The following is a 23273-nucleotide window of genomic DNA, read 5'->3' as shown; positions in this document are numbered from 1 at the left end:
ATTATCGTGACTTATTTGGCAATGCCGTCGATTTCAAGGAGTGTTCGCGATGACTGCGTCCCAAACCCCCAAATCCGCCACGCTCGCGCCGTCGCCTCGACAGGGCGGTCGCGGTATTTCCGAGCACGATGTGTGGACGGCCGCCGATGCGCTATTGATGTCAGGGCAGCGTCCGACGATTGAGCGGATTCGCCAGCAACTGGGGCGCGGATCGCCGAACACCGTGAGTCCGTATCTGGACGCATGGTTTGCGGGATTGGGGGCGCGTCTGAACGGTGGGGGCGGTGTCAATGGCGGTCTGGCGGGTTTGCCGGAAGGTATGTCCATGCCGGAGCCGGTGGCCCGAGCCGCATTGGATATGTGGACGTTGGCGGTTCGCGAAGCTCGTACGGCGCTGGCCGAGGAGGCCGCCGTGCGGCGAGCAGCGCTCGATGCGCGGGAGGCCGAATTGGCGGCGGATCGTGAAGCGTTGGAGCAAGCCCGCGCCGTGCTCCACGAGCGGATTGCTTCGGCGGAGACTGCGGCGGCGGATGCGCGTCAGGCGCGCGATGAGGCGCAGGCGCAGGCACGTCGCGCCGAGGCGTTGCTTATCGATGCGCAGGCGGATGCCGTTGCGTCGCGTCAGTCGCTTGCCTCGGCGCGCGACGCGGCGCAAGCGATGCAGGACGCGCATGCCTCGCATCGTGCCGACTGGGATGCCGAACGTACGAAGTTGGCCGAGCGTGCCGATGCCAACGAGCGCCGATTGATGCTGGAGTTGGACGCGGCGCGCGAATCCATCAAGTCGTTGCAGCAGGAGCGCAAGCACGCGCAACGTCAATTGCAGGACACCGAGGCGAGTCTCGCTGCGATGACCGAAGCGCAGCACGAAATGCGTTCGGCCAAAGCGTTGCAGGATGCCGTGATCGCGCGACTACGCGAGCAAGTCAGCACGCAAGAAGCATTGGCCTCGACCTATCAGTCGATGTTGGCGGCGCCACCAGTCTCGGCGGCCGGGCGGGGTGTGACGTCTGGCGTAACGCCGGGCGTCAAACGGCGGCTTAGCAGCGCCGTCGCGCCGACGGCTTCAGTGTTGCGTCGGGCGCGACGTCCTTGACTGGTGGCAGTGGCGCCGACCTTCACTTCGCCTGCGCCAGTGTCGGCGCATCTGCCTCCCATCCACCCCCAAGCGCACGGAACGTCGCGACGGCCGCCCGCGCGTTGTCTGCCTGTGCCCGGGCATCGGCGTCGCGCACCGTCAATAACTGGCGGTCGGCGTCGAGCACTTCGTAAAGACTGACGGTCCCGCCCGTGTAAGCCTCCTGCGCGCTGTCGCGAGCGCGTGTCTGTGCGTCGACAGCGCTCGCCAGATCCTTACGTTGCTGCTCGAGTTCCACTAGTGTGACGATGGCGTTTTCGACATCTTCCGTGGCGTGCAGCATTGACAGCCGGTACTCCGCTAAGGCTTGTGCGTTTGCGCCGCGCGCCTGAGCGACCTCGGCGTCGATGCGTCCGAAATCGAACAGACGCCAGCGCAGGCCCAGCGCGGCAAGCGGCTGGAACGTCGCGACGCTCGGCACTCGTCCGCCGGCGAGTGTGTCGAATCCCAGCACGCCGGAGAGTGACAGCTTCGGGTAGTACTCCGCGAGCGATGCGCCAATCCTTTCGTTCGACGCGGCCAGTTTGCGTTCAGCGGCGATGACGTCCGGTCGGCGGCGCAGCAAATCGGTGGGGGCGCTGGCGTCACCGATGGCGGGAATCGTCAGCGGACGCGCTTTCAGGTCGTCATCCTGCGTTACCACGCTCATGCGTCGTGCATACGTACCCGGCGCGGCGCCCATCAACACATCGAGCCGATTGAGTTGTGTCTCGCGCTCGATACGCAGCGGCGGCAGCGTCGTGCGTGCTTGTGCCAGCAACGCTTCCGATTGGGCCAGTTCGCGCGCCGTCGCCAAGCCATCTTTCAGCCGCAATCGGACGATTTCCATCAACCGGGCGTCGGTGTCGATCTGGTCCTGAGCAATCGCCAGCCGTCGCTGGGCGGCTCTGACGCGGAAATAGGCATCGGCGGCTTCGGCCACGATGCTCACACGCACGCCGTCTCGCTGTGCCTGCGCCGCTTGTGCCAACGCACCTGCGGCCTGCGCTGAGCGCTGCAGTCCACCAAACAGATCCAGCTCCCAACTCGCGCCCGCGCCGATGTCGTAGATCGTCATGTTGCGGTTGTAGCCGGGGAGGTTACGCGCCACTACGCCAAGGGGGCTTTCGAGCGACTGGTGCTCGCGCGTGACGCTGCCATCCAGTGTCAGCGAGGGCAGCCGTTGTGCCCCGGCCGCGCGCGCTTGCGCCCGGGCTTGCTCGACACGTGCCATGGCGGCCTGCAAGTCGAGGTTCTCCGCGAGTGCCTGCTCGACGATCTCCGTGAGCACTGGGTCATGAAATTCCGTCCACCATCGATCCAATGCCACGCCGCTTTCTGGCGGTGCCCCCGTCAGCCCACGGCTCGCATCGCGTTGCGCAAGGGCTGCGCTGCCCTGGAAGTGCGTCGGCAAATCGGCCTTCGGTGCGACGTAATCGGGGCCGACCGCGCAGCCGGCCATCGCGCTGACAGATAGCGCCAGTAAGGCATTGCGCAGAATCGACGGGGTAACGCCGGACACCGTAAGCAGGGTTGCATTCATGGAATTTAACTAGTTACTTGCAAGATGATAGTTGCAACTCTATACTCACTTCCATTATGAAAGCAACCCCCGGATTGCGATTTCTCGTTTTCCGTTTCATCACTGCCTAATCACTGCCTCAAGCACGAAGAAGGATCGACCCATGACATCCCCGAGCACTCCCACCCAACAAGCCAGCCAACCGGGTGGTCCCTCTGAGAAGCGCAAGCTCCCGCGCCGCCTCGCCATGCGTGGCGCGATTGTCGTCGCGGCGATCGCGGTGCTTGGCTACGGGACTTACTGGTGGACGACGGCGCGCTATCTGGAATCGACTGACGACGCCTATGTGGGTGGCGACGTCACCGTGCTCGGCCCCAAGGTGCCGGGTTACATCGCAGAAGTGCTGGTGACGGATAACCAGACGGTGCATGCGGGCGACGTGCTGGTACGGCTGGACGATCGCGATTACCGGGCCGCCTTGGCAAAGGCCGAAGGGGCTGTTGCCGCGCAGCAGGCGCTGATTGCGAATCTCGATGCGACGGCGAAATTGCAGGCGGCGGTCATTGCACAGGCGCGCGCCAGCGTGGTGGCCGTCACTGCCGACGCGCGGCGCGCACATGACGATCAGGTGCGCTATCAGGATCTCGTCGCTAAGGCGGCGGTGTCGGTGCAGAGCGCACAGAAGGCGGACGCCGATTACAAGCAGCTCGCCGCGAATCGTGATCGGGCGGAGGCAGGAGCCGTGGCGGCCGAGCGTCAACTGGACGTGATCGCCACGCAGAAGCAGCAGGCGCAGGCGGCACTGGCTCAGGCTGTCGCCGAGCGCGACATCGCCAAACTCAACGTCGAATACACGGTCCTTCGTGCGCCGGTCGACGGCACGATCGGGAACCGTCGGGCACGTCCGGGTGCGTACGCGCAGGCGGGCACACAACTGCTGGCCGTCGTGCCAGCACACGGTCTTTGGGTCGATGCGAACTTTAAGGAGGGGCAGGTGGCGCATTTGCGTCCCGGCATGCCGGTGAAGATCGAGGCAGACGTGTTGCCCGGTCGCGTCTTCCACGGCCGTGTGGCGAGTCTTGCCCCTGCGACGGGCGCACAATTCAGCGTGTTGCCGCCAGAAAACGCGACGGGTAACTTCACCAAGATCGTGCAGCGCGTGCCGGTGCGCGTGCAGCTTGACGATGCGGACGCACGTCTGGGGACGCTGCGCCCCGGTCTCTCGGTGACGGCCGAGGTGGATGCGCGTGGTGATGGTGGCGGCGACAAGTCGTCGGCCCCGGCGCCCGCCAAGGTGGCCGCGCGATGAGCGCCGCGAACTCGGGGGCAGCGCAACCGCTGCCTGCCAGTGGTGACGCCGGTGGATCGCCGGGGCATTCCGCGAACGACGAGCGACCGCGACTGGCGGCGGCGCCCGCACCGGCGGGTGGCGGCTTCTCGGTCGACGCCATGTCGACGCCCGCCAAGATCATCGCCTTTGGCACGATGGTCGTCGGCATGTTTATCGCGCTGCTCGACATTCAGATCGTGTCGGCGTCGTTGCGCGATATCGGCGGTGGGCTCTCGGCGGGGGCAGACGAAACGGCCTGGGTGCAGACCAGTTACCTGATTGCCGAGATCATCGTGATCCCGCTCTCGGGCTGGCTGTCTCGCGTGATGTCGACGCGCTGGATCTTTGCCGCGTCGGCGGCGGGCTTTACCGTGGCGAGCCTGCTGTGCGGCGCGGCGTGGAACATCCAGAGCATGATCGCGTTCCGAGCGCTGCAAGGGTTTCTCGGCGGCTCGATGATTCCCCTGGTCTTTACCACGGCGTTCGCCTTCTTCAGCGGGCCGCAGCGCGTGGTGGCGGCGGCTGTGATCGGTGGTCTTTCGTCATTGGCGCCGACACTCGGGCCGACCATCGGTGGGTGGATCACGGACAACTACTCGTGGCACTGGCTGTTTTTCATCAACATCGTGCCGGGCATCTTCGTGACGGTGATGGTGCCGCTGTTGGTGCGCATCGACCGTCCCGACTTCTCGCTGCTGCGCGGTGCCGACTATCTCGGCATGGTCCTGATGGCGGTCAGCCTTGGATGTCTTGAATACACGTTGGAAGAGGGGCCGCGCTGGGACTGGTTCGGTGACGACACCATCCGTGCGACGGCGTGGCTCGCGGGGCTATGCGGCGTGGCGTTCATCTGGCGCAGTCTGGCGTATTCGCAGCCGATCGTGGATTTGCGGGCGCTCAAGCAGCGGAACTTCGCGCTCGGGTGCTTCTTCTCGTTTGCAACGGGCATCGGCATCTTCGCGACGATTTACCTCACGCCGCTGTTCCTTGGGCGCGTGCGCGGATTTTCGGCGTTCGAGATCGGGATGGCCGTGTTCTCGACGGGGGTCTTCCAGTTGTTGTCGATTCCTATCTACGCAATGCTGGCCAACCGGATCGATTTGCGCATCTTGATGATGCTTGGGATTGGCGGTTTTGCCTTGTCGATGTGGCAGTTCGCGCCCATCACGCATGATTGGGGATCGTTGCAACTGATGCTGCCGCAGGCGCTGCGCGGTGCGTCGCAACAGTTCGCGGTGGCGCCGATTGTCACGCTGACGCTGGGCAGCCTTCCGCCTGCGCGATTGCGCCTGGCGTCGGGGCTTTTCAATCTGATGCGCAACCTCGGCGGTGCTATTGGGATTGCCGTCTGTACGACGGTCCTTAACGATCGGACGAATCTGCACTTCTTCCGGCTCGCCGAGCGCATGGGTGAGGGCAATCCGGCGGTCGGTCAGTGGCTGGCGAGCGTGGCGGGGCGACTGGGCGCGACGGGTCTGGATGTGGTTGACGCGCAGACGGCGGCGCTTCGGCAACTGTGGCTGCTGACATTGCGCGAGGCGCAGACGATTACCTTCGGCGACATCTTCGGCGGGTTGGGGCTGATCTTCCTGGGCGTGACGCTGATGGTGCCGCTCATGCGACGGGTTGCACCGCCCAAAGCGCCGAGCGCAGATGCGCATTGAGGATACCGGTCGGAGAATTCACTTCAAACTATTTGCATTGCAAATGATTCGTAAGTGATTGATTTTCAATGGCGCAGCAGGGTGGCGCCTCGATGTTGAAGTGAAATATGAAGTTCTCGAGACACGGGCGGCTTGCCCGCCGGTGTCGACGCGCTTATGCTCACTTGCATGGTAATAGGCAGCGCTGTCGTCATCGACGGCGCTGAACAGGAGGAATCCTTATGCAACGAAAGACATTCCGCGACATGCAGTGCCCCATTGCCCGCAGCCTTGAGCGCGTAGGCGAATGGTGGAGCATCCTGATCTTGCGCGAGGCTGGCTACGGCACCACGCGCTTCGACGATTTTCAGCGTCGCCTGGATATCGCGCCCAACATGCTGACCCGACGTCTGAACGCGTTGGTGGAGGAAGGCTTGCTGGCGCGTCGTCAGTACTGCGACCGCCCGCCGCGCTTCGAATATGTGCTGACCGACGCCGGCCGGGATTTCCGCCCGGTGCTGTGGGCATTGCTCGCGTGGGGCAATCGGCACTTTGCGCCGGAAGGCATTGCAGCTCAGTTGGTGGACCGGGAGACGGGGCAAGTGGTCGAGCCGGTCGTGGTCGATGCAGTGACGGGGTTGCGTCTGGACCCGAAGCGGCACGTGCCGAGCGCAGGGCCGGTGGCAAACGAGGGCATGCGTGCGCGCCTGGCGCGAGCCGCGGCGTTTGCGACGGGACAGCCTGTGGCGGACGCAGAAGCAACAGCAAAAGCGGAAGTCGGTTCTGAGGAAGCGGCGGCTGATCGTTGATTTTGTTTGAGATTGTGACGGCCGCTCAGGCCATCACAGCAGCGCCGGGGATGCCCGGCAGCGATGCAAGCAGGCGCGCAAAGGCGTCACCGGTCAGCGGTTTGCCCAGCAGGAAGCCTTGCAGCTCGTCGCAATCGAGGGTCTTGAGCGCCTCGCGTTGTGAAGCCGTCTCGACGCCTTCGGCAACCACGTCCATATCGAGTGAGTGCGCCAGCGCGATGATCGCCGACACCACGGCGCTGCCTTCGCGTCCGCACGTATCCAGTCCGTTGGTGAAGAAGCGGTCCATCTTCAACTGCTTGACGCGAAAGCGCTGCAAGTACGCCAGACTCGAATAGCCCGTCCCAAAGTCGTCGATCGCCACCTCGAAGCCGTGATCCTGGAAGGCGCGGATCACGTCGATCGTGTGCTGTGCATCGAACATCGCCACCGTCTCCGTGATCTCGAACATCAGGCGCGTGCAGGCGATGCCGGCGTCCTTCACGATTTCCACGATGTTCTCGACCAATTGCGACTGCGCCATCTGGCGCGGCGACAAGTTGATCGCAACCTTCACCGGCGGCAACCCGGCCGCATCCCACTCCTTGATGTGCTGGCAGGTGGCACGTACCACCCAGTAACCGATCTGTACGATCTGACCGGTGCGCTCGGCGACCGGGATGAAGTCGGCCGGCTGCAACTCGCCGAAGGTCGGGTGCGTGAGGCGCAGCAGTGCCTCGGCACCCGCCAGCGCCTCGGTGTCGCCTCGATACTTCGGCTGAAAGTGCAGCGAGAAGTACTGCGCGCTCTCGGCGTCGTGCAGTGCTTGCTGGATCTCCCAGGTGCGCTGGGCCGCAGCGTTCATGCGCGGCTCGAAGTACCGGAAGATGCCCCGGCCCGCGCGCTTGGCTTCGTACATTGCGGTGTCGGCGTGCTTGAGCAGCAGGTCGATGCTATCGCCGTCGTCCGGGAAGAGCGCCACGCCAATGCTGGGCATGACGTGCAGCGACTGGGAGCCCACCTTCAGGCCGTCACGCATGTCGTCGAGCAGTCGCTGCGCCACGCGTCCCGCGACTTCGGGTGACGACAGCGAACCGAGCAGCACAACGAACTCGTCGCCGCCCAGCCGGGCCACCACGTCGTCGCCGTTCACGTTCTTGCGCAGTCGCTTGGCGAAGGCGCGCAGCACGTCGTCGCCCACGTTATGACCCAGCGAATCGTTAATGGTCTTGAAGCCGTCCAGATCCATGAACAGCACCGCGAACCGGCGCTGGTCGCGACGCGAGTTGATCAGCATTCGTGCGGCCGCGTCATGCAGGGCGCGGCGGTTGGGCAGATCCGTCAGCGCGTCGTACGTCGCCATGCGGGCGATCTGGGTGTTCAATTGCAGGACAGAGTTGGCCAGGAAGCTCGTGCGTGCATCCAGACGGGAGACGAGCAGAGTGGTGACCAGAATCAGGAAGGTGAACAGGCTCACGGTCGTCACCAGCCACGGCGAACTCACGCCGTTGGCAGCGCCGCAGACGGCACCCGCGGCGAACGTGGCGGCCGACATGCCCGTGTAGTGCATCGCCGTGATGGCGAGCCCCATGACGACAGCGGCGCCCACGCGCTTGGCCATTACATACCGCAGACTGCCGTCGCGCAGCGTCCGGGCAATCCACAGCGCCGCCGTGGCGGCCGCAATCGCAATGGCGATCGATGCAGCGAAAAGCATCGGATCGTAGCTAATGGCCGGGTCCATCTTCATGGCGGCCATGCCTGAGTAATGCATGGCGGCGATGCCGATGCCTAGCGTGACGCCCGCGCATCCGAGACGCCACCGGGTGAAGCGTTCGCTGGCGACGAGCCAGAGCGCCGCCCACGAAATCGCGATTGCAATACCGAGCGAGGCCGCCGTGATGGCCGGGTCGTAACCGAGCGCAAGTGTGGCTTTCGAGTCGAGCGGCGACCACGAAGGCGACAGCGACAGGGCGAGCATGCCGATGAAGTGCATCGACCAGATGCCGATGCCCATGGCGGTCGCGCCCACGGCAAGCCACGCGTGGCGCATGCCACGGTGGGTCAGAAGATAGATGCGACCGGAAAGGTCGAGCGCCGTGAACGACGCCAGTACTGCCACTGCGAGCGATAGCGCAACAAGCCAACCACTGTACGAACTGGACATATGAAAACCGACCGAAAAGTCCCGCTTAACTGGTTATCGGCATGCAGCGCCAATAGTTGAGGATTGCGGTGGAATATTTCCGAGAATCTGGGGACCTGCGCCTGCCGACACCCCGCGCGCGGGTATTTCCGTCTGCTGCGTCGATGCTCGACAGTGCCGATGCCATAGTGAATAATCCGTCCATACCCGCCCGCGCGGGGCGAAATACAGCAGCCCTAGATTTTGCCTGATTTCGTTGGGAATTCCTCTCACTGAGTGCAATCTTGGAGGCCAATGTGCCCGCAGGAGCCGTGATATGCGCATTCGCATGGGGCTGTTGCAAGTGCTGGTGGTGGTTGGAATAGCCGTCGCGCCGCTCACGGCTGCGGTATCGGCAACATCTGCGGTCGCCGCTGTGCCGGAGGCATCCTCGGGTGCGGCGGACACATCCGCCAACGCCCCGAGCGACGGGGCCGAGCTTCGCTTCATGGACCGGCCGGTCGCGACGTTCCGTGGCACGCTGGGTGGCGCAACCCCTGAAGTTCGGGCGGCGCGGGCGCAGGCGGTACTCGACAGTCTGCCCGGCAGCACCTTCGATTTGCCCGTCGACGTACTGCACGCGTCGCTCGGCGGCGTATCCGGCGTGGCCTTCCGCGTGCGCGACCGAATCCTCTTCGCGCTCACGTCCGACGACCTCGCGCCGGGCGACCCGCGTCCGCTCGACGCCGTGGTGGCCGAGGTGCAAGCGAATCTTCAGACGGCCTTCGCTGCCCGCCGCGAGCAGCTTCACTGGCCAACGATTCTGCGCGGCATCGCGCTCAGTGCGCTCGGTGCCGTGGTGCTGGCCATGTTCGTGATCGGCATCGGGCGCATGCGGACCCGGCTTGAGGCGCGTCTTCAGGCTGCCTTCGAAAAGCGTGTCCTGCAACGCACGGCCCGCACCTTCGACTGGACGGGGTCGGCTGTCCACCTTGTGCACCAGATCGTGCAGATCGGGGCTGTGTGTCTCGCGCTGGCCTTCGCTTACCTCTACCTCATCTTCGTGCTGATGCAGTTCCCGGCCAGTCAGCCGCTGGCCGGTCGCCTGTCGGACTTCCTCTGGACGCTTGTTGACCGTTTCGGCATCGGGGTGGCTGCGGCCATCCCGGGCATCCTCACCGTCATCGTCATCTTTCTTCTCACGCGCGCGCTGCAGAGCCTCGTCAACAATGTCTTCGACGCGGTGCAAAGCGGCCGTCTGTCGATTCCTGGCATGCACCCCGAGACCGCCGGCGCGACGCGGCGCGTGGCGGCGGTCGTGGTCTGGGGGCTTGCGCTGACATTCGCTTACCCCTACATGCCGGGGGCGCAGAGCGACGTCTTCAAAGGTCTGTCTGTCCTGCTCGGCCTCATGGTCACGCTGGGCTCGAGCGGCATTGTGAATCAGTTGATGAGCGGGATGGTCGTGATCTACAGCCGCTCGCTAAAGAAGGGCGATCTCGTGTCGATCGGCGACGCTACCGGTGTGGTCGTCGGCGTCGATGCGCTTTCGGTCAAGCTGCGCAATCTCGCGCAGGAAGAACTGACCATCCCGAACGCCGTCGTCGTGGCTTCTACGGTGCGCAACTTCACGGCGCAGGGGCGCGGGCGTGGCGTTGCAATTAGCACGACGCTGACCATCGGCTACGACACGCCCTGGCGTCAGGTGCACGCGATGCTGATCGAAGCGGCGACGCAGACGCCGCAAATCGCCGCTGAGCCCGCGCCGTACGTGTTGCAGCGGGCGCTGTCGGACTTCTACGTCGAGTATGAAGTCTTCGGCACCTTGCGCGACCCATCCACGCGTTTCGCTGCGATTTCTGCGCTTCACGAAAACATTCAGGACGTCTTCAACCGTTATGGCGTGCAAATCATGTCGCCGCATTTCGAAGAGCAACCTCATTCGCCGCTGACGATCCGGCCGGAACACTGGTATCCGATCCCGGCGCGCGCGCCTGTGGATGCGGGCGGCGTGCCGTCGACATCCGCACCGTCGCCGACATCAAAAGAATAAGGAGCTGGTCATGGCCGTTAAATCATTGACGAAAAAGGTAAGTGCCGCGAAAGCGACCCCAGCCGCTCCGACCGCAGCGCCTGTCGCGCCTACATCAACCTCACAGCCGACGGTGCCTGGCGTGCCATTCGAGGCTCGCGTCGCAGCGGGGCGGCAGCTTCGCGAAAAGACGCCTCGCAGCAGCCATTCGCATCTCGGTAACACGGACCGCGATATCGTGGAACTGTTGCGAACGAGCAGCGAGGGGCGGGTGGCGGCGCTCGTGCCGCTGCGTTACGGACGGATGCTGGCGTCGCCGTTCGCGTTCTATCGAGGCAGTGCGATTGTCCAGGCGCACGATCTGGCCGGTACGCCGAACACCGGGCTCACCCTTCAGATCTGCGGGGACTGCCATTTGGCGAACTTTGGCGGTTTCGCCACCCCGGAACGGACGTTGATCTTCGATCTGAACGATTTCGACGAAACCGCGCCCGGCCCGTGGGAGTGGGATCTGAAGCGACTGTGTGCGAGTCTGGTGCTCGCCGCAAGGCAGTTCGGCTTCGGCGACACGCTGGGTGTCGAGATGGTGCGCGCCGCCGTGGACAGCTACGCCCGGCGGCTGGACGAGTATGCCCACATGCCGACCATCGAACTCTGGCACGAACAGATCACCTTCGAGCGCATGCTCAATCTGGCCAGAACCGATCGGGTGCGCGAGGGTGTCAAGCGTGGCATCGCACGGGCGTCCGGCCGCACCCATGAGAACGTCCTGCCGAAGTTCGCGCAGCAGGTCGGCGATCACTGGCAGATTCGCGACACGCCGCCCACGGTGTTCCACGTCCACGGTGCGACCACGCTCTTCGGTCCGGAAGACGACTGGCTGGGTCTGGGCGACTGGCGCACCTTGTTTGCCCCCGTCTATAAGAGTTACGCCAATTCGCTCCCGCCCGATCGTGCCCGAATGCTCGATAGCTATACGCAGCAGGACATGGCCTTCAAAGTGGTGGGCGTCGGCAGCGTCGGTACGCGTTGCTTGGTGTTGCTGATGATGGATACCCACGACCAGCCCCTTTTTCTTCAGTTCAAGGAGGCGTCGCGCTCGGTCGTCTCGCGCTTTTTCCGCAATGTCACGCCCAAGCATGACGGGCGTCGTGTGGTCGAAGGGCAGCGCCTCATGCAGGCGGCCTCTGACGCCTTCCTCGGCTGGGGGGCAGGGCCGTTCGGCCGTTCCATCTACGGCCGCCAGTTGCGCGACATGAAGATCTCCGCGCAATTCGAGTTGTTCCGTGCCGACGGCTTCCGCGAGTACGCTGGCCTGTGCGGCTGGGTGCTGGCCCGTGCGCATGCCAAAGCGGGAGGATGCGCGCCCGAACTCGTGGGCTACGTCGGCAAGGGGATTCGTCTGGGCGAGGCGATGATTCATTACGCGACGGACTACGCCGATCAGGTCGAGCGGGACTACGAAGTGTTCCGCAAGGCGTGTCGGGACGGGCGGCTCGAAGCCCGCACCGACGCGGATATGGCCGCCGACTTTATGGCCTGAACAAGGAGCGCATTGAAGTATGCCGCTGCATCGGTTACAGGCACGCATTGTCGTCGCGTTGGAAACGGCGGTGCGCTGGGTCGCGCGCACGCCAACGCTCATCGTCTGGAGCGGTGTGGGGATATCCATCCTGGTCATGGCGGTGGCCGTGGCGTTGCTCTACGAGGGGCGGTTGCTCGTGCTCGCGCGCGCGGCCGACAACCAGCGCAACATCGCGGAAGTCATGGAGCGGGATCTCGAGCTCAACTTCCAACTGTACGAGGCGTCGCTCGATGCGGTCGTGAAGTTGCTGGCGCGTCCCGACGTCGAGGCCATGGCGCCCGCACTTCGCCGTGAGCTGATCTTCGAGCGGGCGGGTGCATCGCGCTACATCGGGTCGCTCGTCGTGCTCGACCCCGAGGGAAACATCGCCATCGACGCGGAGAGCGATGTGCCGCGACCGTTCAACTTCGCCGACCGGGACTATTTCAGCGTTCATCGCGCTAACCCGGACGCCGGACTGTACGTGAGCGGCTTTATCCATTCGCGCCTTCGCAACAACGTGCCGACCATGGTCATGAGCCGACGCATCGCCCGCGCCGACGGCTCATTCGGCGGCGTCGTATCGCTCGCGGTGGACATCGAATATTTCCGTCACTTGTTCGATCACATCGAAGTCGGACGTCAGGGGGTGATCCTCCTGCTCGGCAAGGACGGCGTAATTCTCATGCGCAAACCGTACGACGAAAACGTCATCGGGTTGACGATGGCGCAGACCGGTCGCTACGAATCGATGCCCCCGGGGCGTGACGAATACCGCATTTTTCCAATCCGCTTCATGGGGCGTGACAGCCTGATGTCGCGACGGTTTCTGAGCAATGCCCCCCTGACGCTGATCGTCGTGACGTCCAGCGACGAAACGCTGGCCCCGTGGCACAAGCGTGTCATCGAGTTCGGTGGACTGTTTCTGCTGCTCAACGCAGGGTTCGTGCTGACGTCGTTTCTCCTCGCAGCCCAATTGCGGCGACGTCTGAAGGCAGAGCGGGAATTGCGACTTCTGGCCCGCACGGACGGGCTGACCGGCCTCTCGAACCGCCGCTCGCTCGACAAGATCCTTGCCCAGGAGTGGCGGCGCATGCGTCGCGCCGGACATTCGCTGGCCGTCGCCTTCATCGATATCGACTGGTTCAAGCGCTACAACGATACGCACGGGCATCAGGCAGGTGACGCTGCACTTGCGGCGGTCGCCAGCGCCATCGGTGCGGCGCTGCAACGCCCGTCGGATGCAGCCGGGCGTTACGGCGGGGAGGAATTCATTGCCGTTCTGCCGGACACCGATGCGCTGGGCGCTCAACGGGTAGCGGAGGGTATCCGGCTGGCGGTCGACCGGCTCAATCTCGACCACGCGTCGAGCGACTTCGGTCACGTGACAGTGAGCATCGGTGTGGCTTGCCGACAGCCGCAGGCCGGGGAGTCGGTCGATATGCTCGTCAAGGCGGCCGACCGGGCGCTTTATCGTGCCAAAGCCACCGGCCGCAATCGCGTCATCGTCGCGTCGGAAGACGATGCGATGGCGGCATCGGAATCGTAGGTCTATCGATTTCGGACAGGGTCCCCCCGTCTCCTCGTAGGAATTGTCTGATTCCGCGCCCGAAACGGGTGCGGATCGGCGCTTCACAGTCCAAATTTTCTCCCGAATCTCTCGTTCTTCAAGAGGATCAGAAGACGGCTGTAAGCCATTGATCTTTTGGCGACTATTTACGTCCAGAAGTATTGATGCGCCCTCCATAACCGTTTTGCCAGCGCCCGCCTACACGTCTTTCAGATTCCGCCGATTCGCTGAATGACACTCGCTCTCTACAATCGATTTCAACAAGTCCGGTGCGAGCTTCAATAGCACGGACGGCAGTCAAGGAGCCAGTCATGGCGAAGCGTAACCCCCCATCACCAACACCGCCCAGCAAGACTGACAAGCGTGGGTTGGCGAACGAAGGAACGCAGGACGGCACGAAGTACCCGTCGGAGCACGAGCAACACGCCCTGACGCATGAAGACGGTGATGCCGAGACGCATGGCGCGCCGATGGAGGCGTTGGACGACGCGGATACGCCGCAGCCGCATGAAGCCCGGCAGTCCGCAGCGCGTGACGAACAAACGGCGCAAGCGGGCAAGCAAAGCGAGCCGGAATGGCTGGGCGCGTCGTCGCCGAAGCGTACGACGTCCAAAGGTGAAGCGCAGACATCGACGAGTGGGGCGGGCGGTCACGGGTATGCCCCGGAGATCGCTCACGGCGAGGAGAGCGGTTACGGCCCGGCGGATGCAGCGCCGGGTGCGCATCCGCGATTCGGACGGCAAAGCGCCTATGGCCCGCACGACGACTATGCCGGGACCGGACGGGATGCCTCCGGATCGGTGCCCCAGGTAAGAAGTCCGTCGCAGTCGCAACGGGTCGACTGGCCGGAAGGCACGGTCGGCGTCGATCCGATGGATGCCGCGGATGCATTCAAGCGTAATGCGAAGGCCAGCAACGTCGAGGATATCGAGGGCGAAGCCGGACAGGCAGCAGGGAGTCGGGGCCGTAGCGGTGGGCGTGGTGATGAAAGGGCAGACGTGGGGGCCGATAGCGCGGTACACGACGCGATTCGAAAGTCGCTGTCCGGTGCCGTCGACCTCGACGTCTCCCACGTCGAAGTGACCGTGACGTCGGGCCTTGTACTGCTGACTGGGTATGTGCCCGAACGCTGGATGCAACACGTCGTGCAGACGGAAGTGGAGAAGGTCGACGGCGTAAAGGGCGTCGACAACCGGTTGCACGAGCGACGTATGAAATCGATGAGCCGCCCGGGCGAGAGCCAGGAAGGCCACAAGATTTAGCGCAGACAAACGAACAAAGGACAAACCGGCATCCGAGGTGCAGCGATACAGGCAAAGCACCGAAGACGCCGGTCAAGAGGCAAGACCGGGCATCTCCGGGCGAGGGGATGTATCACCTAAGACTCGGTCGTCGTATGGGCGCCGCACGCGTGACGTGCAGGAGGTGACGCCCAAAGGCAAAGCAATGCCAAGGTTGCGACGGCCAATTTCGGGAGGTCAACACAATGAAACAAGCCAATCTGCTCAAACTCGTCATGGCGGGTGCACTTGCTACCACGGGCATCGCAGCCCACGCGCTCGATCAGGGCGGGATCATCAAGATTGCCGATAACGCGAGCGCCAGCGGCGTGATGAGCGATACCGGCCGCAAGATCGACGATTCGGCGCTGACCGCCAAGGTCAAGGCCGAGTTGCTCGCCAAGAAGGATGTGCCGTCGACCAAGGTCCACGTCACGACGCGCCACGGCGTGGTGCATCTGACGGGTTCGGTGCCTGAGTCGGCACAGAAGACCCTCGTCGAGGATACGGTCAAGGGCGTAGACGGCGTGGTCGATGTCAAGAACGACATCAAGGTATCCGCCAAGTAAGCGTCAGTCATTACAGGACGTTGCGGCGACACGCGTTGCCGCAACGTACAAGAGACCGCACTCTCGCCCTGTCGAGGACGCTTTTTGGGGATGACGCTGTTGATTTGTTCGCCGTTGTTCTGAAATGCGCGCCTCGACTTCATTAGCGAAGGAGGAATCATGACTATGCAATCCGGCCGGGGTCAAACGCCCCAAACCAGTCAAACAGGCGCTCGCATCGTGGGCGCATCGCACAAGCTGCCCGACGGGCCCGGCCCGTCCGTAATGGCGGCCGACACGCTCGACGCCGAAGACGTCGTGAACACCGCAGGCGAGAGCCTGGGGAAGGTCAAGCACATTATGCTCGACGTCCAGCGCGGCACCGTCGCTTACGCCGTGTTGTCCTTTGGCGGCTTCCTCGGCATGGGCGACAAGCTGTTCGCCATTCCGTGGCATGCCTTGCAGCTCGACGTGGAGAACAAGCGTTTCATCCTGAACATCGACAAAGAGGCCCTCAAGAAGGCACCGGGGTTCGACAAGGATCACTGGCCGAGTATGGCCGACATGCATTGGGCCGAGCAGGTGCATACCTATTACACCGTCGACCCGTACTGGCATTGAGCCGTACGCGTCCTTGCTCATGCCGAGCCTAAATCATATTCGCTGGCTGACGCAGGCCCCCCGACTGGACGGGCATTTGCCTGAGCCGTACGACCCGGGCAACCCGCCGGGTAAACCGCCGAGGACGCCGCCGGGGACACCGCCGCCGAAGTCGCCCCCTGACGAGGACGAGCCGACGCCGATGCCTCCGCCCGACCGGCCGCTCGATCCGCCGGTAGAAGAACCCCCGCTGCGCCCGCCCGGCAAGTATGTCGAGCGATCGCGCGGAGTGAACAGGGCGGCGTGCTGATCGTCCGGATGACCGGTAGGTGACGGTCGTCGTCAGATCGGCAAGGGAGGAAAGTCATGCTTGGCACTATTTTGTTGATTGTTCTGATTTTGTTGTTGGTCGGTGCATTACCCGCGTGGCCACATAGCCGGGGATGGGGTTACTACCCGTCCGGCGGTCTTGGACTGATTGTTCTGATCGTGGTGTTGCTCGTGGTGATGGGGCATATCTGACGATTGGCCCGATTCAAGGAGGACTCGTCATGCCGTATCGACAGACTCACGATTTACCGGCGAGCGTGAAAGACAACTTGCCGACACATGCTCAGGAGATCTATCTCAAGGCGTTCAATTCGGCCTGGGATGAGTACAAGGATCCTGGCGAGCGGCGCGGTCATGAATCGCGTGAAGAGACGGCGCACAAAGTGGCATGGAGCGCCGTGAAACAGACTTATGAAAAGGATGACAAGTCCGGGAAGTGGCATTCGAAGCATCACTGACCACTGACCAGTTGTTCCGGGGAGTGAGCTGAAGCGCTGCGCAGCGAAATCCATGCGGCGCGCACAACGTGTCACTCACCGTTGACCCCCAATACGATTGCATCCGATTCCCGCAATCGGAGCGCATTCGTAGCTTGCCGGCCCACCCACTGGGCCGGCTTTTTTTTTGTGCCTTGCACGCGTGTGCAAGCGTGGCGAGATGCTCTGGAGTAATGGTTGTCGCTCGTCATATTGCAATGCGGTAGATGCATGCAAAAAAGAGGTTATCTGGCCGTATTTATGACGTTTTGATGATGTTGCAACGCCGCAGTGAGTCTGCAGACTTCGGCAGCTTCGCGTAAAATCCACGCTTGCTGTCATCTCCGAATCCCAATGAGTTCCCCCCAAATTCTCCCCGTCGAGGCGACTGAAACGTTGCCTCCGTCGTCCATTCCCGTCTGGCTTTCGTTCGTGGCGCTCGCCATGGGAGGCTTCGGTATCGGGACCGGCGAGTTCGTGATCATGGGCCTGTTGCCCGACGTCGCCCAAGGTCTGGACATCACCATTCCTCAGGCGGGTCACGCAATCAGCACCTATGCGCTGGGTGTCGTGATTGGCGCGCCATTGCTTGCGGTGCTTGGCGTGCGACTGCCGCGTCGTGCGTTTCTCATCGCCCTGATGGCGATGTTCGCTATTGGCAATTTCGCAAGTGCGCTCGCTCCGGGCTATCTCTCGCTGATCGTGTTGCGTTTCCTGAGTGGTCTGCCGCATGGCACCTATTTCGGTGTGGCGGCGCTGGTCGGTGCATCGCTTGTGCCGCCGCATCGCCGCGTGCATGCCGTCGGACAAGTCATGCTCGGACTCACCCTCGCGACACTCTTCGGTGTGCCGATTGCCGCAGGCCTCGGCCAATGGTTGGGCTGGCGTGCGGCGTTCGTGATGGTGGGGGTGATCGGCGCACTGACGGCCTTGCTCGTGTGGCGTTGGGTGCCGGACGCGCCCGCACCGCATGGTGCAAGTCCGCTGCGTGAACTGAGTGCGCTGCGCAACTCGCAGGTCTGGCTGACGCTCGGAATCGGGGCCATTGGCTTCGGCGGCATGTTTGCTGTCTTCAGCTATATCAAGCCGACGCTCATGCAAGTCGCCGGTGTGCCTGAGTCGTGGGTGCCGTTCTATCTCGCGCTGTTCGGCGTAGGGATGGTCGGTGGCACGATCATCGGCCCGCGTCTGGTGGCGGCGGCCACGTTGATGCGCGCCATCGGCGGCACGCTGATCTGGTCGGCGTTGTTGCTCGTGGCCTTCACGTTCACATCGTCGAGCCCCTGGCTGGCTGGGGTGAACGTGCTGGCGATCGGCACGATCATCATCATCGGCCCCGCATTGCAGATTCGTCTGATGGATGTGGCAGGCGAGGCGCAAACGCTCGCGGCGGCGCTGAATCATTCGGCCTTCAATATGGCCAACGCCGCCGGCGCATGGCTCGGCGGCGTTGCGATCACTGCGGGTTACGGCTGGACGTCGACCGGATGGGTCGGCGCTTTGCTTTCCTGCGCCGGCATGGTGATGTTCTTCTGGGCGCGGCACGATGCCCGCCGGAAAGCCCGGTAACACAAGCCCTGCATCGTCAGCATGGCGATGAACGCGAGCGGATACGCCCACCAGATGCCGGTGAGTCCGGCGATCCGCTCGAACATCCACGCGGCAGGCACTTCGATGCCCAGCAGCCCGATCATGCCGAGTAGCGTCGGCACCCACACCTTGCCACTCGCGCGCATGGCGCCGGTCATCACCGCGGTGGTTCCCATCACCAGCACGCTCCAGGCGACGATGTAGAGCAGGTGCGTCGCGAGCGACAGCACGTCGGGATCGGTCAGGAAGCCGCGAAGGATCGTCGGCGCGATCAGATAGATCACCATGATCAGGCTGCCGGTCAGCCCGAGATTGCACAACAGACCGGTACGCACGATTGCGCCGATGCGCTCACTGCGTCCTGCGCCGATGGCATGGGCGCACAGGATCGACGCCGTAATGCCCAGCGTCATCACCGGCATCTGCAACCAGCTCATCACCTGTGTGACCGCGCCGTAAGCGGCGGTAGCATTCGCACCGTGTCGATTGACCATGCTCAGCAGCACCATTTCGGCAATCGCCATCGTCAGCATCTGAATCGCTGCCGGCACGCCGATGTGAAGGATGCCCCGCGCCAATGCCGGGTTCCATCGAATCGCGCGCCAAAGATCTGCGTTCGGTGCCAGCGGATGTCCCTTGCGTCGCCAGTGGACGGCCATCCAGAGCAGGGCGACGGTGAACGCGAGCATCGTCGATGCCACGGCACTTGCCACGCCCAATGCCGGGAAGGGTCCCCAGCCGTCGATGAACGCCGGTGTCAGCCCCAGCGACAGCAGCGTCGCGATCAGTAGCGCGATGAGGGGCGAGACGGCGTCGCCAGTGCCCCGACTCATCGACGTTGTCAGCCACAGCATAAAGATGACGGGCATGCCGATGAGCATCCAGCGGGCGTATAGCGTCGCGGCATCGAACACGGGCGCGGGGGTGCCGAACACGCGCATCAGCGGCGTCGCAAACAGGCCACCCAGCACGCTGATCACGAGGCCCGCACCGAACATCATTACGAGCGCCGTGCCCGCAATGTTGCGCACGAGCGCACGATCCTGCGCGCCCCACGCCCGGCCGATCATGACGGTTGCGCCGGCAGACAGACCGATCACGATGGCCAGCAAAAAGAAGAAGACGGGAAAGAAGGCGGAGACGGCCGCAATCGCATCGGTGCCGATCAGGTGCCCGAGATAGATGCCGTCGGCGGTGCCCGACACGGACTGGAGCGCGTTGGTCAGCATCATCGGCACGGCGATGAGGAGCCAGGTTTTCCAGAGCGGCCTGGGCGGCTGCGGTGGTCTGGAGGGTTGTTGCGTCATGGTTCGTTTTCCTTGATGAGAGCGCAAACGTCGGACGGGACACGTCAGACAAGGACGTCGTTAAAGCGGACGTCGAACGGGATGTCGCAAAAGCGACAGGCAAAGCGAGGCCTATCCGGGACGGCGGTCCGCCCGGTGAGCAGTGAAATCAGCGAAATCTGTGAGGGGCTGCGAGGGGTATCGGGGTGCGACGGTCCCCTCGCGCCGAAGGACTACGGCGTGATCAGGCCAACGCGTCGACCAGATCGTCGGTGGATGTGAGGCGCATCAGATGCGTGCGCACGTCTTCGGGCCATTCGACGATGCGCTGGGCCAGTGCGTCGAGATCGTTGGCGAAGAGCGCGCGGGACGCCTCTTCGAAGTGCGCCAGGTCGCCTGCCATCGTCGACATGAAGCTATACGAACGTTCCTGCGCGCGACGTTGCATATCGTGCTCGGCATTCGCGCGGCGAGCTTCGTCGATCAGCTTGCGCAGCGCGACGGACGCGCCGCCGCGCTGCTCGGAGAGCCAGTCCCAATGACGGGGCAGCAGCGTGACTTCGCGCGCCACGACACCGAGCTTCGGGCGGCCACGGCCTTTGGGGGCGTCGTCCGGTTCGGATGCGCTGCTGGCACTGGCGGGGCTCTCGGTCGCGGCATCGGGGTAGCGCGCACGGATGTCGGCGGCGCTCCCCCGTGTGTCGACGTCGCGCGTGTCGCCCGTCAGGTTGTCGAAGATGAGGACCGACGCGTGCGGGTCGGCGAGCATCGCCTGCTGATAGGCGATGGCGGCGTCGGCAAGTGAGCCGGAGGCGATGCGACGCTTGTCGCGAAAGACGGTATAGCCAAGAGATTGAGTAGCCACAACGGACTCCGATAACGATGACGGATGGTCGATGTGGCGAATATTACCCGGATGTTATTTGGATTGCAATATCACCCGGGTAATATTATTGGCGCAGCGGCAGAGGCGTGGTTTCAGGCGGTCAGCGCCACGCCACCGTTTAGTCGCTCCAGCACGGTGGCCTTCACGGCACCCGGTGCATCGTCGAGCAAGGTGGGCCAGACGGCCTGCGCTTCATGAACTGTCTCGCGGGCAATCGTCATCAGCCGTCCCACGCGCAGCAGTCCGGCGCCTTTGAGTAGCGCTTCGAGGGCGGGCCAGTCGAAGGCGCGTAGCGTTTTGTCGATGGCCCGGTTCACGCCGTAGTGCGAGAGCGGTACATTGTGGAAGAAGGCTGCGACGCACACCGGATCGTAGACGGGGGCGAGTTGAGGTGTTTGCGCGTCGGGATAGATCAACGCCCAGTTCTTGAGATGCGCGTCCGTGTTGCCGAGCAGGATGAACGCGATCAGACGTCGCATGAACTCGCGCACGTCCCGCACGGGCTGGCCGGAGAGCTGATCGAGCACGCGCAGCATCGTGGTGTAGTCGACGTCGAGGCCGCGACCGTATTTGCTGCGCGGCGGGTATTGCAGCACCTGTGCGAACTCTTCCATATGGACGCGCCGACCATCGGGCAGCCGGTCGAAGCGCGGCACCGCGAGGATGTGCTCGAAGGGCACTTGCTCAGGCAGATCGGCATCGTGTCGCGAGATGATTTCTGCCTTTGCGCAGTCGAGATCGAGGGCTTCGCACAGCCGATAGCCAGTGAATTCGTTTTCGACGAGATCGGGGTGGCGCGTGGTCGGCAGCTTGAGAATGACCGATCCCGCGCGCCCCTGACGCTTCACGATGTAGCGGCGCCCGTCGCGAATGGCGGAGAACTTCGTCACGACGCCGGGCAGCGACGCTGCATCTTCCACGGGCGTGTCGACGAAGCCGGGCTCGATCATTTCGAGTCCGAGTGCGGTGTGCCAGCGGTGCACGACGTCCGGCACGCCTTCGCGCGGTGGTACCGGCTCGACTTCCAATGCGCCCATCAGGTCATGACCGGCGGCGGCGAGCAGTTCGAACTCGTCGTCGGGGCTGCAATGACGCTCGGCGGCGAGGCGTTCGCGGTTGTGGCCTTCGGGGAGCAGATTTTCGAAATACACAGGCCAGCGACCATCGGTGCGCACGAGGCGGACGTCCTGCGGCGAAGCGAGAATTTCGCGGGTCGCTGTCTCGTTGGCCCCGCGATAGGCAAGCGAGAGGACGGGGCGCCGTGCGTCCGCAATGTAGTCCTCGTCGAACGACATGCGCAGGATGTCCCCGTACTGCGAAAGATAGCCGATGGCGCGACGGCTACCGTCCGGCTGGTGCAGATAGGCGCGCAAGTACTTGATATTCATGGCGAGAGTCTCGTTCGGGCAGTCATGCGTCGATGGTGCCGCTGATGCTGCGGGCGCTTGTCGGGTCGGTTAGCCCCGAAGCGTTTCCACGATGGACGGCGGGGCCGACACGCCGCTCGGCTGCGCGAGATATTTGCCGCCGGAGCGCAGAAACGCTTCGACTTCCTGACGCAGTGCGGCGGGCACGAACATCGGTTCCAGACCGAGCGCGCGCGCCGTCTCCAGCAAGGTCGACATACGTGGATCGAGTGCGCCCGACTCCATTTTTTGCACGGTCATGCGCGAGAGCCCAGCCTGATCCGCTAGCTCGGCCTGGGTCAGTCCGGCGTCCTTGCGGGCAGAAATTAGCGGTTCCATGAAGCTCATCATCATGTGCTTTTCAGGATAAATGATGATTTATCTTAGCATTTTTCTGGGTGGTTTGTGAAAATAAGCTAATTTAGATTGGCTTTTCATTGTTAATGCTAATGAAAGTTAGCATTAACCTTCGTGTCCGGAATGTACCTTGCCTCTCGATGCTTTGACGCGAGAGCGCCCCTGTTTGGCATCGCGGCGGCGTACCTGACTCGCGAGCGTGGGGCGCGTGGGCACGCGGCGGCGGGGTGCGATGGCGGCCGCGTCAACCAGCGCCTGAAGACGCGCCAGCGCGTCGGCGCGGTTGAGTTCCTGCGAGCGATGTTGTTGTGCCTTGATGATGATGACACCGTCTTGCGTAATGCGGTGATCGAGCCGGGCGAGCAGGCGCGCTTTCACTTCGTCGGGCAGCGACGAGCGCATGACGTCAAAACGCAAATGGATGGCACTGGAGACTTTGTTGACGTTCTGGCCGCCAGCGCCTTGCGCGCGCATGGCGGTGAGTTCGACGTCTTCGGGGGCGATAAGAATGCGACGGTTCATGGGCTCAAGGATAACGTTCGCGATGCGACGCCCACAAGCGACACGCAAACAGCGATGCGGCAGCGCCGGAGATGACATCCGGTGCTGCCGACATACGCGTTGAGACGAATGCTTCAGTGCGGGGCAGTCACGACGACGAACTGGACGGTCGTGCCGGAATAGACCGGCTGATACCAGGTCGAGCCGCAACGCTGATAGGCAACGTTGTTGACGACAGTGCTCACGCAACTCGGTGGCAGCGAAGCAACGGTCGAGCCGATGATCGCTGCCGACACCCCGATCGTGACAGCGGCCGCTACCG

Annotated in this window: 20 protein-coding genes; 13 read left to right on the top strand and 7 right to left on the bottom strand. The window is 63.6% G+C overall.

The features are described from left to right. Nucleotides 1-49: 49 nt before the first annotated feature. Nucleotides 50-1096 carry a DNA-binding protein gene (locus tag NA29_RS12550; protein ID WP_052252890.1) on the top strand — a complete coding sequence of 349 codons (1047 nt, stop codon included), beginning with the start codon at nt 50-52 and terminating at the stop codon, nt 1094-1096. Between the two features lie 22 nt (nt 1097-1118). On the opposite strand, the gene NA29_RS12545 is transcribed toward NA29_RS12550, so the two are convergent. Further along, nucleotides 1119-2660: an efflux transporter outer membrane subunit gene (locus tag NA29_RS12545; protein WP_052252889.1), complete on the bottom strand. Its 1542-nt coding sequence runs from the start codon at nt 2658-2660 to the stop codon at nt 1119-1121. A gap of 142 nt (nt 2661-2802) precedes the next feature. On the opposite strand from NA29_RS12545, the gene NA29_RS12540 reads away from it, so the two are divergent. From NA29_RS12540 to NA29_RS12530, 3 genes are all read left to right on the top strand, one after another. Continuing rightward, nucleotides 2803-3948, top strand: coding sequence for an HlyD family secretion protein (locus NA29_RS12540; RefSeq protein ID WP_052252888.1), 1146 nt, complete (start codon nt 2803-2805; stop codon nt 3946-3948). 140 nt (nt 3949-4088) lie between these two features. After that, nucleotides 4089-5633 (top strand): DHA2 family efflux MFS transporter permease subunit, encoded by a 1545-nt coding sequence (locus NA29_RS12535; protein ID WP_052253259.1) that lies wholly within the window; start codon nt 4089-4091, stop codon nt 5631-5633. Between the two features lie 221 nt (nt 5634-5854). Then, on the top strand, nt 5855-6421 hold the full coding sequence (locus tag NA29_RS12530; protein WP_039398540.1) for a winged helix-turn-helix transcriptional regulator: 567 nt from the start codon (nt 5855-5857) through the stop codon (nt 6419-6421). A gap of 25 nt (nt 6422-6446) precedes the next feature. On the opposite strand, the gene NA29_RS12525 is transcribed toward NA29_RS12530, so the two are convergent. Beyond that, on the bottom strand, nt 6447-8567 hold the full coding sequence (locus NA29_RS12525; protein WP_039398538.1) for a putative bifunctional diguanylate cyclase/phosphodiesterase: 2121 nt from the start codon (nt 8565-8567) through the stop codon (nt 6447-6449). A 295-nt stretch (nt 8568-8862) separates the two neighbouring features. On the opposite strand from NA29_RS12525, the gene NA29_RS12520 reads away from it, so the two are divergent. From NA29_RS12520 to NA29_RS12480, 9 genes are all read left to right on the top strand, one after another. Then, nucleotides 8863-10578, top strand: a complete 1716-nt coding sequence (locus NA29_RS12520) for a mechanosensitive ion channel family protein (RefSeq protein ID WP_072633276.1) — start codon at nt 8863-8865, stop codon at nt 10576-10578. Between the two features lie 217 nt (nt 10579-10795). Next, nucleotides 10796-12100, top strand: a complete 1305-nt coding sequence (locus NA29_RS12515; RefSeq protein WP_371328966.1) for a DUF2252 domain-containing protein — start codon at nt 10796-10798, stop codon at nt 12098-12100. Nucleotides 12101-12119: 19 nt separating this feature from the next. After that, a complete protein-coding gene (locus tag NA29_RS12510) occupies nt 12120-13670 on the top strand; it encodes a sensor domain-containing diguanylate cyclase (RefSeq protein ID WP_052252887.1) in 1551 nt (516 codons plus the stop codon). Nucleotides 13671-14002: 332 nt separating this feature from the next. After that, on the top strand, nt 14003-14953 hold the full coding sequence (locus NA29_RS12505; RefSeq protein ID WP_084103698.1) for a BON domain-containing protein: 951 nt from the start codon (nt 14003-14005) through the stop codon (nt 14951-14953). Nucleotides 14954-15177: 224 nt separating this feature from the next. Then, nucleotides 15178-15540 (top strand): BON domain-containing protein, encoded by a 363-nt coding sequence (locus NA29_RS12500; protein ID WP_039398532.1) that lies wholly within the window; start codon nt 15178-15180, stop codon nt 15538-15540. 159 nt (nt 15541-15699) lie between these two features. Further along, on the top strand, nt 15700-16140 hold the full coding sequence (locus NA29_RS12495) for a PRC-barrel domain-containing protein (RefSeq protein ID WP_039398530.1): 441 nt from the start codon (nt 15700-15702) through the stop codon (nt 16138-16140). 345 nt (nt 16141-16485) lie between these two features. After that, the gene (locus tag NA29_RS12490) at nt 16486-16641 is read left to right on the top strand and encodes a DUF3309 family protein (protein WP_072633275.1); all 156 of its coding nucleotides are present in this window, start codon (nt 16486-16488) and stop codon (nt 16639-16641) included. A gap of 29 nt (nt 16642-16670) precedes the next feature. Further along, on the top strand, nt 16671-16907 hold the full coding sequence (locus NA29_RS12485) for a ChaB family protein (RefSeq protein WP_039398528.1): 237 nt from the start codon (nt 16671-16673) through the stop codon (nt 16905-16907). 372 nt (nt 16908-17279) lie between these two features. After that, on the top strand, nt 17280-18494 hold the full coding sequence (locus tag NA29_RS12480; RefSeq protein ID WP_039398526.1) for an MFS transporter: 1215 nt from the start codon (nt 17280-17282) through the stop codon (nt 18492-18494). On the opposite strand, the gene NA29_RS12475 is transcribed toward NA29_RS12480, so the two are convergent. The 5 genes from NA29_RS12475 to arfB all read right to left on the bottom strand — a co-directional run bounded on the left by NA29_RS12475 (nt 18392) and on the right by arfB (nt 22972). Further along, nucleotides 18392-19822 carry an MATE family efflux transporter gene (locus NA29_RS12475; RefSeq protein ID WP_197701877.1) on the bottom strand — a complete coding sequence of 477 codons (1431 nt, stop codon included), beginning with the start codon at nt 19820-19822 and terminating at the stop codon, nt 18392-18394. The two genes, NA29_RS12480 and NA29_RS12475, sit on opposite strands and share 103 nt — an antisense overlap. A gap of 223 nt (nt 19823-20045) precedes the next feature. Then, on the bottom strand, nt 20046-20666 hold the full coding sequence (locus tag NA29_RS12470; protein WP_039398524.1) for a DUF2239 family protein: 621 nt from the start codon (nt 20664-20666) through the stop codon (nt 20046-20048). A gap of 113 nt (nt 20667-20779) precedes the next feature. Continuing rightward, nucleotides 20780-22075, bottom strand: coding sequence for a type II toxin-antitoxin system HipA family toxin (locus NA29_RS12465; RefSeq protein WP_039398522.1), 1296 nt, complete (start codon nt 22073-22075; stop codon nt 20780-20782). Nucleotides 22076-22144: 69 nt separating this feature from the next. Further along, nucleotides 22145-22432 carry a helix-turn-helix transcriptional regulator gene (locus NA29_RS12460; protein WP_224786784.1) on the bottom strand — a complete coding sequence of 96 codons (288 nt, stop codon included), beginning with the start codon at nt 22430-22432 and terminating at the stop codon, nt 22145-22147. 123 nt (nt 22433-22555) lie between these two features. After that, the gene (gene arfB, locus NA29_RS12455; protein ID WP_039398518.1) at nt 22556-22972 is read right to left on the bottom strand and encodes an alternative ribosome rescue aminoacyl-tRNA hydrolase ArfB; all 417 of its coding nucleotides are present in this window, start codon (nt 22970-22972) and stop codon (nt 22556-22558) included. Between the last annotated feature and the right edge of the window lie 301 nt (nt 22973-23273).

Source organism: Pandoraea sputorum (assembly GCF_000814845.2).
Classification (GTDB): domain Bacteria; phylum Pseudomonadota; class Gammaproteobacteria; order Burkholderiales; family Burkholderiaceae; genus Pandoraea; species Pandoraea sputorum.
Note: the sequence above shows the minus strand (reverse complement) of the source record. Positions and strands in the feature narration are given on the sequence as shown.